Genomic DNA, 13,846 nt, shown 5'->3' with positions numbered 1-13,846 from the left:
GTCAGCTCACTTCCTCATCGGTGGCGTAGTACAGGCGGCATCGGCAGTTGATCGTCAGGGCGATCGGCGCGAAGGGGTCGCCGGGGTAGCGGAGTTGGGCGCCGTCGGTGCCGACCTGGAAGGGGATGCCAACCGGCAGGGTCTTGCCCTGAAGGGCCTTGTGCGCGGGCCGTACGCGGGCGTCCTGGCGGGTGATCCATGTCCGGGCGACTGCGGGCCCGGCCCCCTCTGCTGCGGCGTCCGCGGCTCCGTTGATCGTTGAGACGGCGCACGTCTCTGCGACCCTGGCCACCAGTTCCGGGCCGGCCGCGTTGTAGAAGCCGCCAACCGTGTGCTCAAGGGTCTTGAGGTCGAGGCTCGGGTCGTTGTCCTGGGCGGTGCGCAGCACTTCGGCGAGCTCGCCGAGGAGCGCCGTCATGGCCTCCCCGGCGTGCGCGGCGGTGACGAGCGCGGGCGCGAGCGCGGCCGGGGGCACCGTGTCGACGCCGGTGATGGCCTGGCTCAGCTTGCGGGCGGTGGCGGCCGCGGCCTGCTGCAGGATCGGGGCGAGGGTGTTGGTGGTCTCCTCCGCCCAGCGGGCTGCGCTGACGACGCGGTCCTCGTCGATGTTCGCGTGGCCGCCGCGGGTGTCGTTCTCGTTCTCCGGCTCCCAGAACCTCGTGTGCTTGCGGATCTTCGGGGCTCGGAGCCGGGCGACTATGACGCCTTCCTGGCGTGCCAGAAGCGCGGTGAGGGCCGCCTGGATGGCCATGGAGACGGCGTCGAAGTCGGCGTCGGTGACCTCGAATCCGTCGGTCGGAAGTGCCTTGGTCTCGAGCCGGGCGCGCGCTGCCTCGACGTCCTCGGTCGCGGGTCCGGCCTCGGGCTGCATGACGGTGGCGCGGGCACGCGCAACGTCGTCGGCCGCGGTCGTGGGTTGTCCGGAGGGCAGCTCGAGGGGCGCCTGCCCGTGGGCTGCGGCGACGTCGTCAGCGGCGGTTGGGGCCGAATCGAGGGCGCGGGCTTCGGCTACCGCCGCGGCGGCGGACTGGTTCCCGCCGGCTGCGGGCGGCGCGGCGCTCAGGTCGGCGCCGGGTTCGGCGCCGGCGCCTGGGTCGGGAGCCAGTCCGAGCGCGGCCGCGTCCTGGTCGTTGGCGGGGACGGGCGCCTTCTGCGGGCTGATCCACAGGGCGCGGGACTGCGGAGTGTTGAAGGTGCGGCGCCCGGCGAGCTGCCGGTACTCGTCGATGGTGATCAGGCCCGCCTCGAACTCCTTGCGGGCTTCCTCACGGGCCTGGCGGCGGGGGAACTCGAGCGCCTGGACGCGGGAGGTGTCGAAACGGATCACCCACTCGTCGGACAGGTCCGGGTCGAATGCCGACGCGATCAGGTTGAGGTGGGGGAGCTCGGTGTGGGCCCAGAAGTTCCACTCTTCACGGTCGGCGTTGTTGAACGTCCGCTCGGAGGCGTTGCCGATGACGCTCTCGTACACGCCGAACGCGGAGAGGATCTCGTTCTTCGCAGTGCTGGAAAGCGTCTCGTAAGCCATCTCCCGCGGGCGGGCGGAGGTGTCGACATAGGTGACGCCACCAGGTCCTGTACCGACGAGGGTGAGCTGCCCGGCGTTGTGTGCGCCCGGGGCGAGCCGCTTCTGGATCCGGTCGACCTCGTTGGCGTCGACGCCGTCCAGGTCGATGCCGACGATGCCGCCAGGGCGGCCGTCGTTGTCGATGAACGAGATGTTGTAGGTGCGGGCCTTCACGTCCAGATCGACCGACAGTCCCGCGGCCTCGAGCGGGGTCACGCCGCAGAAGGGATCGGTCGGGTGCGGATCACGGATCCAGATGACCTTTTCCGGCTTGAGCTCCCGGATGCGTCCGTTGTAGTCCGTGAACTCGAAGTGCTTCACGTACGCAGCGTTCTCGTCGTCCGGGATGATCTGGACGCGGTCCGGCGGCAGCAGGTCGAGCCTGGTGAGGACTCCGCCGCGGCTCTTGGTCTTCTCGATGAACACGCCCTTTTTGCTGAGCAGCAACTGGGCGCTGAGCCGCTTCTTGAAGACGTCGCCGGTCTCGAGCGGGTTGGCCTTCCGGTTGAGCAACTTCAGCAGCGGGTGGTCCTCGAGGACCTCCTCGAACTCCCGCTCGTCGCCGCCGCGACCGATCTGGATCGGAAGGGTGGAGGCATGCTTGCTGATCGCCTCCACGGACTTGAAGGTCCAGATGGAGCGCTCGTAGCCCTCGATGATGACGCGCTCGAGGTCCCAGCCGTCCGCGCGGCCGGGGGTTCCCCAGACGTTCGTGACGCCGGCGAACGACATAGACGTGTAGACGCCCCCGGCGAGGAGGTCCTTCGTCTCGACGGGCGGGGGTGCTGGCTCTACGGATCCTCTGGGAACGAGGAGGCCGCGGAGTGAGGGGAAGAGTTGGCGGGGCATCAGGCCCCCTCAGCGCTGGACATCCACAGGCCGGCGGCGACGGCAAGGATGCTGATGGCCAGCCAACCCAGCGGCGGCAGCAGGTAGAACAGAACGGCGGTCTGTCCTGCGTAGCCGCCGAACGCGGTGATGGCTCCGACGTCTTGCTGCCAGCGGTGCTTGGAGTTGCGGCGGACGAGAACACCACTGGCGCACAGCCCGATGAGGGCGGCGGACAGGCCCGCGGCCCAGTGCAAGGTGCCCAGCGCTCCGAGGCCGCCGAGCACACCGAACGAGAGCAGGAGGAGCCCGAAGGCCTCCCGGCCGATCTTCGCGTCGGGGAGCACGGGCCCAGTGATGTCGGTGGTGGCGACAACCGGGTCGTCGTTCGACGGCTGAGTTCGCTGAGTAGTCACGCCGCGCACCATGAACAGCGGGCGGTGTTAGTGTCGCGTGCTCAGCGTGGGGGGCGGGACACCCCGGACATGTAGGCGCCGATGCCGCGCCGGTTGATCGTGCCGCCGGGGATGATCCGTGCGTTCGCGGGCGGGGTGGGTACCTTCCGCTTCGCTCGCTTGGTCTGGTCACCGCCGATCAAGTGCGTGTTGTCGATCTTGGCGGCGCAGTCGTCGCCCCGGACTTCGTCGTACGGGCGGCGGCAGCCCCGGCAATACACCTCGAGCGCGTCGACACGCTGCCCCTCGGTGGCCTTGAAGCTGCCCCGGTAGTCGGCGACGCTCGCGATCTTCGGCGTGACCTCGATCTCGGCGGCCACAACCCAGACGTGGGAGAGGTCCGGCGCCTCCGCTTCGGCGGCCGGCGGCTCCGGCGGGGGAGCGGTCTTCTGATCAGGCTCAGGCGTGGACGCCGGGGCTGGGCGTATAGCCGGCTTGGAGGCCGGCTCGGGCTCGAGCCAGGCGAACAGGCTCTCCTGCAGGTGGGATCGGCTGGTCTCGGGCGAGAGGGGGGCTGTCGCGGTCGTCACCGTTCCTCCGGATCACTGCGGGGTTGACGTAAAGCGCAACCCCCTTCACCACCGGAACGTCAACAGCCGCGTTCTGTTACAGCCCCCTGTGTCAGCGGGCCACCACCCGAACGAGATCATTCCTGCTCAGTTGTGCGGTCACTGCGTCCGTGAGGTCCGGTGGGCGCGGATGAGTTGCACGACGACGGGGTTGTCGGCCTCGGGAGCGCGCAGCAGGTCGATCGCCTCCACGCGGAATGCATAGTCGACCAGCACGTCTTCCCAGAGCTGGGGCGTCAGGACCCACATCTGCACCGGGATCGGCTCCTGGCCAAGGACCCGGATCATCTCCTGCCGAGGCGCGACTTCGGAGGAAGGACCGTGGCCGTGGAGGTTGGTGTGCAATGCGGAGAAGACCAGCCGCCCGCCCTGGACGAGCCCGTCCCGGAGCGCCGGCAGTAGGTAGTGCGGGTCGTTGCACGCAAGGGTTCCGATCGCGTAAGCCGTCTCGTACGGCGCGGCGGTGCGGAGGTGCTCAACGACATCGGCGTTTACGAACTGGACACCAGGCACTTCGCTGAACTGCTGGACAGCCCGCTGATGTTGCGTGGGTGACAGTTCGACTGCGTCTACGAGGGCGTCATGGTCGCGTGCCAGGTGCACGGCCTGATGCCCAGGCCCTGATCCGAAGGCCAGCACCCGCCTTCCACGGAGCGGTCCGAGCGCATCAGTCCCCGGCCCGACGCCGTCCCAGAACCCCCACTTCATCTGCTCGGGAACCGGTGGCATATATCCGCGGTCGAGTTGCATCTGACCGTACCGGACCCAGGTCTGCGTGTTCACCGGGTGCGCGTTCAACTCCTCTGTCCCGTCGTCGAGGCGGCCCCAGCGTCGGCAGTCTCGCCCTGGTCCACCAGGTCCCGAGAGGCGATACGGGCCATGTGCCGTGCGAACACTGTCTCTGCATCGGGGTTCAGGCGCATCAGCGCGACCATGCCGGTGGTGATGACATCGCATACCTCGGACTCGACGTCATCCCAGGTATGCGAATGCCCCTTGCGGGGGTTCTGCCCCATGGCTCCGATCACTGCTTCGGCGACCTCGCCAGCCTCTTCCTGGATCTTGAGCAGCTGTAGGAGGATTCGCTGTTCGCGAGGGAGCGTGGAGTGATCCTCCAATCGGCCAGCAAGGCGGGCAATCGTCTGCCAGGTATCAGTCACGTGTCTCTCGATTCTGTGTCGTGCTGCGCAGTGGGACGTACGGTGTCTGCTGCACTGATGGGAATGGCGGCGGGGTCACCACAGGGTGGGCTCCTGTTCTGGTTCGGGGGCACCGGGAAGACCCGGGGGTACTGCGGTTGCGATGAGGCGATCCCAGCTCTCGTAGTGGTCAGCCATGGCGATGAGGAGATGAGCGGTGGCGTAGGCGTCGAAGGCGGCGCGATGGCGCTGTGCGGGTGCCTCACACAGGTCCGGCGCCACGTGCTCGATCAGGGCGCCGAGCGTGTACTTGGGCAGGCTCGGATAGGTGGTCTTGGCCAGCCGGAGCGTGTCAATGACTCCGGCAGGCTGCCACTTCGGCAGGTGCGCCGTCAGCACCCTGTAGTCGACATGGGCGTGGTGGGCGGCAATCCACGCGGTGCCCAACCGTGCGTGCACCTCGTCTGCGATTTCCTCCCAGTCTGGGGCTGTGGCGAGAACCTGATTGGTCAGGCCGTGCACCCGGGCCGCGTACGGTGTGACGGGGCGCCGCGGCCGGGTCAACCATGCGCCCGCCGTGCGCGTGTCCGGGCGTCCACCCTGCACGGGTAACGCGGCGACCTCTACCAGGTCCGGTGGATTGGCCCCATTGCCTTCGACGTCGACAACAAGAAGCGGGGGCCATGCGGTGAAGTCCATGGAGGTCACCGGTCCTTGGCCAGGGCGACGAGCTCGGCGAACACGCCGCCGGAGTTGACCAGGTCCTCGTACTCGCCGTGCTCGATGACCCGGCCCTTGTCCATGACGAGAATGCGGTCGGCGAGGCGTGTGTTTTCCAACTGGTGCGTGACCACAATCGTGATGCGGTCGGAGGCGCCGCGTTTGATCTTCTCGAAGATCTGGTGCTCGCCCCGTGCGTCCATCTGCGAGGTGGGTTCGTCCAGGATGAGCAGTTCAGGCCGCCTGTAGATCGCGCGTGAGCAGGCCAGGCGCTGCCACTGTCCGCCGGAGAGTTCGGCGCCTCCGAAGACTTCCCGGGCAAGCAGCGTCTCGATGCCGTCGGGCAGCGCCTCGACAGCCTCTCGCATGCCTACGGCGTCGATCGCTTCCCATACCGCTTGGTCGTCGTGGGTGAGGGGCTGCCCGAGGGTGACGTTCTCGCGGACGCGCAGGGGCCACTGGGCAAAGAGCTGCGGCACGAGGCCCGTCCGGGCCCAGACGCTGTCTTGGTCAAGCGTGGCGACGTCCGCGCCGTTCCATAGAACGCGCCCCTTGTCCGCCAGGTAGATACCAGTGATCAAGCGCAGGAGAGTGGACTTGCCACTGCCGTTCTCGCCGACGATGGCCAGGATCTCGCCACGGCTCAGCGAGAGGGACACGCCGTCGACGGCAGGGCTCTCCTTGCCGGGGTACTGGTAGACCACGTCGTCGATCCGGATGTCCTCCACGATCGCGGGTGCCGACAACTCACCGCGCTGCGGGGCCCGTTGTGCGGCGTCGTCGAGGAACGTCTGCATGTCGGTCAGGTAGAGGCTGGTGTGGAACAGGGCCGCCCCGTTGATAACGACCTGGGAGAGCGCTGCGAGCGTGGTCTGAACGGCGACGACCGCCGTCGCGGCAACGGCGAGTTCGATGCGCCCGGTGATGGCCAACCAGGCGAGGGTGGCCCAGGCCAGAAGCAGGAAGAAGCCGCTTGCCGTCGAGGACAGCAGGGTGATGCGCAAGGTCCGCGGAGCGGCGCCCAGCACGCGGCGGTCGATGCGCTCGGACAGCGACCGATACCAGAACAGCAGATAGCCGGTCATGCCGTTGGCGCGGACTTCGTCACCGTGCTTCGGCGTGGTGGCCCACCATCGCATCATGTGGCGGACGTTGCGGTCCGACACGTTCGCGTAGTGCATCTCGTAATCGACGCGCGCGGTGAGAACCGCGCCGACTCCGGCGGGCAGGACCGCGAGGAACAGCAGAGGCAACATCGCCCAGTGCAGCACGGACAAGACCCCGCTGGCCGCCGCCATCCTGATGATCGCGGCCATGAATCGCTGCGCGTCGTTCACCATCACGTGCGTGCGCACCACGCCCATCTCCGCGGCTTCCTGCCGGTCAGCGAAGCCGTCTTCGGCGTAGGCAGCGGCTTCTACTCGGCACACTGCTTCGACCAGCGAGGTGTCTGCATAGGTCGTCAATGGCGGGGTGAGCCTGCGATCCCCGTACGAGGCGAGCGCGCTGGACAGCCGTCCGAGTGCCGCCGCGCCGGCCACGACGAGCAGCGCGGGGAGCGCCTGGTGAAGACGATCGGCGACGGCTCCGGGGCCAAGGATCGGCTGCATGGCGCGGGCAGTCGCGGCCAGGCCCACCGCGGCGGCGGCGCCTGTGACCAGTTGGCAGGCGGCGAGGAGGAGAACGGCCGTGCGGTCGAGTTGCCAGGCCATTCGACAGATGCGGCGCAGCACGGACGGCAGGCGGGCGCACATGTGCGTGAAGGACACGTCGCCGAGCGGGTTGATGGAGTATTCGCCGCTGTAGCGGATCTCCGCAGGTGGCGGAGGGGGCGGCGTCTCAGCGTTTGCAGTCGAGGCGTCAGTCACAGTCACCTGTGTCCCTCCTAGGGGTCGGGGGCCTCACCTGGATGGCTCGGCGGTGCACGGCATAACGACGCGGTAGCAGAATCGAACGCGCTCGATTCCGGACGCGCTGGGGGCCTTGAGGCACAAGGGAACGAACGTGTGGACACGGTGTTGGGGCCGTTCTTGATGGGCGCGGATTGGCCGAATCGCCGACACCTGATGCGCCTGTGACGAATGAGGTTTTCAGCGAGCGTCTGCCTCCCTGAAGGCGATGGGCTGTCGCCCTGAGTCCAACAACGTCATGTCACCCAACAGGTATGGGTCCAGCCCTAGTTGGGCGTTCTGCATGTGTGGCGAGTCACAGGAGGCTGCGGAGCACGACTTCGCCTTTGTCGACTGCCTCCGTGAGCGCGTTCATGTGGTGCTCGGGCAGGCGCCCCGCGCCCAGTCCTGACGCGGCGACCGCGGCGTCCAGCTTCCGACGTTGCTCGCCGGTCAGGGACGGGCACGCTGCAGCGTGAGTCAGGACATCCCGGGCGGCGTACGCGTCAAGAGCAGCCGCGTTGGCGAGGGCGTTGTTCAACGGGCCCATGCTGGGGCTCGTTCGGTCGCGGGCCAGGTCGAGCGCGGCTAGGCCGGCTCGGGTCTGGAAGACGGCGGTTGAGGGGTCCGGTTCGGCGATCAGTGTGGCTACCTCGCTCAGCACGAGGTCCAGGTCTGGTTGTGGCACAGGCGCGGACATGGGTCGGCAGTAGACACGTAGGAGAGCCGCGATGGTGTTCTCCCACGGCTCAGTCGGGACGGTGGCGTCGATTGTGTCGCGGGCCTGCTGATCGAGGCCGCGTTCCATCAGCGCCATGATCTCGATTTGGCGGCCGTCGAGGAGGCGGTTGCCGACGCCGCGGTACGAGGTCATGGCCTCGGCGGCCTCGGTCCACCGGCCGATCCGCGCCAGGGCCCTGGCACCGTCGACGAGCACGGTGATCCACAGCTCCTCGCAGACCTTGCGGTGGTCCGTGTCCGTGTCGATCAACGCTGCGAGGTCGACGGTGTGGCCGCGGATCTCGGCGGTTTCGCGTTTCTGGGCGGCGCGGTACAGCCGCGTGAGGACGTCGTAGGCGGCCTTGCCGTCGCCCTCGCGGGTCAGCAGCCGGGAGATGTTGATGAGGGGCATCAGCGACATCACGGCGATGCCGCCGGTGAGGCGCCCGGCGTCGGCGAACACCTGGTGCTGTCGCCAGCACAGGTCAGCGGCCAGGTCGGGTAATCCGACGTCGGAGGCGATCAGCGCGGCGTAGTTGAGGACCCCGCTGGTGCGGGCCACCAGATCATGGTGGCCCGCACCAGCGGGCGCGACAGTCAGCCCCGTGAGGTGGGCGATGCGCTCGTCCAGCGGGAGCGCCGGCGCCTTGGGACGACGGACCAGCGGGATGCGGCTCGCTATCGCGGGGATCATCGGCTTAGCCCTTGCGCGGCCAGTCGACGACAAGGCGGCTGTACGTCTTGTCGATGACGAAGCGCTGGTCGGCGGCCGTGATCTTGTCGCGGGCTTCGCCGACGGCCATGCGGAAGGTGGGTTCCGGCGCGGTGTTGCCCCAGCCCTCTTCCCAGTCGCGGATCTCGCCCGCGACCTGGTCGGCGAGTTCGGCGGCGCGGGAGCCGTGGCCGATGACGCCGATCTCCCAGAAGCGGCCCTTGTCGTCCTCGCCCTCGCGGATAGTCAGGTAGGCCAGGCTGTCGCCGTCGAGCGCGGCCATGGAGCCCCAGCCGAAGTGTGGCGTGAAGCCGGGACGCTGGCCGGGCAGGCGGGACAGGCCGTTGGGCAGCACGGAGGCCAGGTACAGGTACAGCCACTCCCACGGGTCGCCCTGCCTGAACTTCACGCCGGTGTAGACCTTGGCCCCCTTCTGGTCCAGTACAGTGCGCATCGCGTCGCGGTCAACGTCCTGCTCGCTGAAGGTCTCCAGGCGGACGTTGCCCTCACCTGCCATAGGCACCAGGGTGTAGACGTCGTCGCACACGCCCTTACGTAGGGGCACGAAGGTCGACATCTCGCAGGAGACGGTCTTCCAGGTGTCGCCGTCGCGCTCGAAGGCGAAGGACCGCGAGATGCTGCCGCGAATCCGCATCGGGAGGACCAGACGTCCGCCGGGGGCGAGCTGGTCGAGGATCCTCACCGGCACGTCGCCCGCGCCGACCGTGAACTGGATGCGGTGGAAGGGGGCGTGCTCGGGAAGGCCGGCAGCGCCGTCGGCCAGCACCGCCGTCACGTTCGTCGCCCCGGCCTCGGCGAGGTTCTTCTGGGCGCCGTCGACGAGGTCCTGGTCGACGTCCACGGTCCACACGTGGCCGCCGGGGGCCACGAGCCTGCCCAGCAGGCGGGCGTTGTAGCCGGTAGCGGCCCCGGCCTCCAGGACCTTGTCGCCTGGCTGCGCAGCGAGTTGTTCGAGCTGGGTAGCGACGATCGAGGGTGCGGAGATGCAGGAGATCATCTCGCCGTGCTCGTCCTTCTTGATGGACACCGCGTCCTCCTTGTACGCCGACTCGAGGTCGACACCGGGAAGGAACTGGTGGCGCTCAGTGGTGCGAAAGGCGTCGATGACGGCCGGGGTGCGCAGATGGCCGCTGCCCATAAGGCGGTTCACCAGGGATTCACGCATGTCGGCGGCGTCGGTAACGGGTGTCACGGTGGTCTCCATTCGAGCGACATTAGGGTCCGGGGAAGTGAACCGGCGAGTAGACACGTCGGCCCCTTCCCCTGCGGCAAAGGCAACCTCGCGGCCCAGCCATGCGGTGGCGGCCTGCTCGGCGGCAGGTACTCCCGCGCGGTTGAACGCGAAGATCGCGTGATGGGCGAGAACGGCGCGCAGGCCGCGTATCAGGCGCCCATCAACGGCGAGCTGACGCAGGCGATGGCCAGCGTCCTCGAACGCGGCGAGACGTTCGGCCCAGCCGGGTTCGGCGTCCGGCCGCTGCGCCGCGTCGGCGTTCATCAGGCGCCGCATGGCGCTCACGGCCTGGTCGCGCGCGGGGCCGGTGGGCGGGGTGACGGGCGGCCGCAGGGCGCCGAGTTTCGCCCAGACGTCCCCGGCCTCGAACGGGTCCAGTCCCGCTGAGCGGATCATGGCGGAGAGCAGCAGTACACAGCGCTCTCGGCCGCCGGGCTTGCCGGTCTCGAACAGGGCGCTGGGGCTGTCGACGCAGAACACGTCGTGCGCCACGACCATGCCCTCCGGTCCGCCGAACGCCTCGGTCTCCGGCTCGTAGATGCCGCCGACCCATCCCGTGGCCAGATGCTCGGTGACGAGGCGATCCAGCAGAGCGCCGACGGGACGCTCGGTGCGCAGACGCAGACCTGCGTCCTTACGAAGGAAGTGGAAGCGCTGGGCATCCAGCGAGGCCGCCAGTGCCTGAGCGGCCGCGCGGCTCACCGCCCGCCCAGGAAACGCCACGCTGGCATGCCACCAGGTCGCATCGGCGGTGATCGGAAGGTTCTCGTCGTCGAAGTCCATACGTGTGGGGCTCCTTGTCGGGGCGTCAGTTCGGTTGAGGGCGGGTCAGGTGATCAACAGGACGCTGGTCCAGTCCGTGGTGTTCGTGCCGCCGAGGGCCAGGTGCGCGCCGCTTCGGCCCTCCATGAATCCGGGCTTGGGCAGTCGGTCCAGGTCCGCGGCCAGACGCCTGCTCAGGTCGTGAACCACTGGGGAGAAGCGCTCTGGCGTGGGGCTGTCGGAGGCGACGGCGCGAGCAATCGTCACCAGCCCGGCCCATCCGTGACACAGCGTGGCGTCGACGATCCGGCCGAGGTGGGACGGGTCGCTCAGCGTGCTCAGGACAGCGGCCTCCGCCGCCTGTCGGCGGTTCGAGTCGCCGAGCGCGAGCGCGGCAAGTTGCTGAGCGCGCGCAATGCCGGGCTGGCCGTAGCACCAGGACTGGCGCGCGGGCTGCGGTCCGGGCGGCTCATGCGCCACCAGTTGATCGAGCCTGGTCCAGTAACAGGCGCCGTACGCGTCCAGCCAGTGCGCGAATACCTCGATGGCGTCGAGCTGCCCTGGCACGTGGACGTCGTGCCGGACGGCGAGGGCGAGCACCGCCAAGGGGCCGGCCACGCCGTGAGCGACACCGTTGTTGCCGTGCCCGCCGCGCATCCCCTCCCCGCCAGGCCCCAGTGCGGACCACCAGCCGGGCAGCTCCCGGCCCTCGAAGCGGACCGGCTGCGCCAGAGACACGAGGTAGGCCAGCACCTCCCTCAGCCGCGGCGAGTCCGCGCCTCGGGCCAGCAGCAGCGCACCCAGCCCAGCCAGCCCACGGATGAGGTCGAACTCCGCCAGATGCGGCAGCGCACCCGCCGCCTTCCGCCGATGGGCAGCGGCCAGACGGGCGTCCACGACGCGGTCGACAACGTCGCGGACGTCGCGGCCAGCATGTCCGGCGCGCGAGAGCACGAACTCCAAGGCAGGGGCACCGTGGAACAGCGACGCATTACCTCCCGCACTGACGCCGCCCGCCACGGCCTGGGCGAGGTGGCGCCGCGCGGCCAAGTGATCACCGCGCTCGATGTGCAGCAGTGCCATCCCGAGCATGCCCTCGGAGAGATCCTGCGTGCCCGCCGGAACCGCCGTTGCCGTCATGAGCGGGCCCTCAGCGGAACGACGAGGTTGTGGGCCCTGCCACCGATCCAGCCGTCGGCGTCTGGCGGCGGTGCATCGTGCAGCGTCGCGACGCCGGTCGTGCTGGCGTCAAGGTGGGCGCGCAACAGGTCCAGGTGCATGTCGTGTCGCAAGTCGAGCGGAAGCTGCTGGTCGTCTTCGGCCAGCAGAACGCGGTCCGGAACGCGGAAACGGCCCATCCAGGCGTGCAGTTGCTCGGCCCACTCATCCAGTGACGCGGTGCGATCGGGCAAGTCCCGAGCGCGCACCTTCCATCGCGCGGCCACCAGAATCGAACGGCGGTAGTGCACCGCCGGGGTGAACGGCAGCGTCCATGCCGCGCCCCAGTCGAACCAGGTCACCTGTGGCGTGGTGGCCCGGCTGATCTCGACCAGGAACCGGGCCAAGGGCGGGGTGTAGTTGTTCCACAGGAAGTTCAGAGCGGTCGGCGCGAGCAGTTCCAGGTGCGTGCCGGTGGCAGCCTCGGCGAGGTAGGGGCGGCCGTCCCGGATGCCAACGACCAGGTCGGACGGGAACAGCACGCCTGCCTCGGGGTGCCGGAACTCGCCGACGCTGACCACCTTGGGCAGCACGCGCGGGGCGCGGGTGAGTAGGTCGGCCGGAACGCGTCCCGCGTGGAAGGAGAGTTGGGCCAGCTCCGCGCCGGGCTCGACTGTGGGCAGGTCGGTGTACGTCGCTCTCGAGTCCGGGAACAGGTGCCAGAACCGGCCCGTCATCGAGCCGGCCGAACGGGAGACGGTGGATACGTGGAGCCGAAAGTTCCCGCGCTCCAGGGCGCGGGTCGAGCGGGCGTTAAGGCGCATGCCGAGTTCGAGGTGGGGTGCGGTGGCCGTGGGCTTGCCCGCGGCGGCCTCCAGTTCTTCGATCACCGCCCCGGGCAGGGGAACGGAGCGGGCGCCTTCGACGGCCGCGGTTCCGGCCAGTTCCAGCAGCAGCCGGTCTCGCCGGGCCATGGGCCGCGGAGGCTCGGACACCTGGCCGAACCCGTCGGGAAAGCCCAAGCCCTTCTCGGGGTCCAGCACCAGGTGCAGTGGGATCTCGGCGGTAGCGCCGTAACGTTCGGTGAACTGCTCGATCCAGCGACGCCAAGCCGGGATGCCGTTGGGGTGCGCGGCGATCCGGGCAAGCACAGTCGCGGCTGTCTCCGCCTCCGTCAGGACCGTGCTCGGGAGTCGCACCGTGGCGTCCAGTCGCAAGTCGGGGGCCACCGTGCTTGTGCGGACCTGGCCACGCAGAGCAGGCGGTAGCGCTTCGGTGGGGTCGATGACCGTGGCGGGCGCGCGTAGCGATGACCGGAGCAAGCGCACGCGCAGAAGCTCCCCGAGCAATCTGGTGCGGTGCGGTGCGGTCGTGGTCGGGAACTCGGCGGCGAGCTTGTCGAGCAGGACCGAGTACCGGATCGGTGAGCGGGCGGCGTCGAGGATCAGCTTGAGCGCGGGCGTCAGCGCGAGGGAGAACTCCGAGGCGCCCTCGGACGGGACGTAGACGCGCCCGCCGCGCTGTTGGACGAGATTGTTGACGCACACGTCGACGTCACCTATCCGCTCGCCATCTGCCTCCCAGCCGCTGATTGCCACATCGAGCGCCACCGGGTCGGGCCGGGCGACGGACAGGTGTTCGTCGCCGACGCGGACCTCGGCCGTGTCAGCGAATTTGACCCGCGCGACCCCCGCGAAGAGACCGTACGGAGTGGGGCGGCGCGCGTACCGGATCGCGTACCGGGCGGTGGCCAGTGCCGCCCTCCGCACCCTCCGCACTCCTGGAGACCGCCCGGCGAGGACTGCCTGAAGCTGGCGGGCCAGATCCGGGCTGGCGCTGGTTACGGCCTGCCGGAAGGTGTCGTCGGCCCACACCACACGCAGCCACGCACGCCACTGTTCAAGCGAGGCGGAGGGACCTGGCCAGGGAGCCATGCTCGGCTCGGTGAGGTTCACTGCGGCACGCAGCATTGGTTCTCCGGCGGCTCGGTACAGGCTGTGCCGTACGCGCGTCATCCCCTCACTCCGTTCTTGGTAGGCGGGGCGTGGGTCGGACGGAAAGCTCCGTCCGAC

General features: G+C 69.1%; 11 protein-coding genes. All 11 read right to left on the bottom strand.

The features are described from left to right. Position 1: 1 nt before the first annotated feature. Positions 2–2,416 (bottom strand): phage portal protein, encoded by a 2,415-nt coding sequence (locus ABZ453_RS33950; RefSeq protein ID WP_359021045.1) that lies wholly within the window; start codon positions 2,414–2,416, stop codon positions 2–4. Then, on the bottom strand, positions 2,416–2,811 hold the full coding sequence (locus ABZ453_RS33945) for a hypothetical protein (protein WP_359021043.1): 396 nt from the start codon (positions 2,809–2,811) through the stop codon (positions 2,416–2,418). The genes ABZ453_RS33950 and ABZ453_RS33945 overlap by 1 nt, the downstream gene beginning before the upstream one ends. Positions 2,812–2,852: 41 nt before the next feature. Then, positions 2,853–3,380, bottom strand: coding sequence for a hypothetical protein (locus ABZ453_RS33940; RefSeq protein WP_359021041.1), 528 nt, complete (start codon positions 3,378–3,380; stop codon positions 2,853–2,855). Between the two features lie 138 nt (positions 3,381–3,518). Continuing rightward, positions 3,519–4,202: a class I SAM-dependent methyltransferase gene (locus tag ABZ453_RS33935; RefSeq protein WP_359021039.1), complete on the bottom strand. Its 684-nt coding sequence runs from the start codon at positions 4,200–4,202 to the stop codon at positions 3,519–3,521. Positions 4,203–4,213: 11 nt separating this feature from the next. Continuing rightward, complete coding sequence (locus ABZ453_RS33930; RefSeq protein ID WP_359021037.1) at positions 4,214–4,579, bottom strand: MazG-like family protein; 366 nt, start codon at positions 4,577–4,579, stop codon at positions 4,214–4,216. Positions 4,580–4,654: 75 nt separating this feature from the next. After that, on the bottom strand, positions 4,655–5,257 hold the full coding sequence (locus tag ABZ453_RS33925; RefSeq protein ID WP_359021035.1) for a 3'-5' exonuclease: 603 nt from the start codon (positions 5,255–5,257) through the stop codon (positions 4,655–4,657). A 5-nt stretch (positions 5,258–5,262) separates the two neighbouring features. After that, positions 5,263–7,146: an ABC transporter ATP-binding protein gene (locus tag ABZ453_RS33920; protein ID WP_359021111.1), complete on the bottom strand. Its 1,884-nt coding sequence runs from the start codon at positions 7,144–7,146 to the stop codon at positions 5,263–5,265. Positions 7,147–7,483: 337 nt separating this feature from the next. After that, positions 7,484–8,581, bottom strand: a complete 1,098-nt coding sequence (locus tag ABZ453_RS33915; protein WP_359021033.1) for a hypothetical protein — start codon at positions 8,579–8,581, stop codon at positions 7,484–7,486. Between the two features lie 4 nt (positions 8,582–8,585). Then, a complete protein-coding gene (fxlM, locus tag ABZ453_RS33910) occupies positions 8,586–10,637 on the bottom strand; it encodes a methyltransferase, FxLD system (RefSeq protein WP_359021031.1) in 2,052 nt (683 codons plus the stop codon). Positions 10,638–10,682: 45 nt separating this feature from the next. After that, on the bottom strand, positions 10,683–11,756 hold the full coding sequence (locus tag ABZ453_RS33905; protein ID WP_359021029.1) for a lanthionine synthetase LanC family protein: 1,074 nt from the start codon (positions 11,754–11,756) through the stop codon (positions 10,683–10,685). Continuing rightward, positions 11,753–13,708, bottom strand: coding sequence for a lantibiotic dehydratase family protein (locus ABZ453_RS33900; RefSeq protein WP_359021109.1), 1,956 nt, complete (start codon positions 13,706–13,708; stop codon positions 11,753–11,755). The genes ABZ453_RS33905 and ABZ453_RS33900 overlap by 4 nt, the downstream gene beginning before the upstream one ends. Positions 13,709–13,846 lie beyond the last annotated feature (138 nt).

Origin of the sequence: Streptomyces sp. NPDC005799, from assembly GCF_040630525.1 — a bacterium.
Lineage (GTDB): Bacteria > Actinomycetota > Actinomycetes > Streptomycetales > Streptomycetaceae > Streptomyces > Streptomyces griseorubiginosus_B.
The sequence above is the reverse complement of the archived record's forward strand: the minus strand, read 5'-3'. Positions and strand labels throughout refer to the sequence as shown.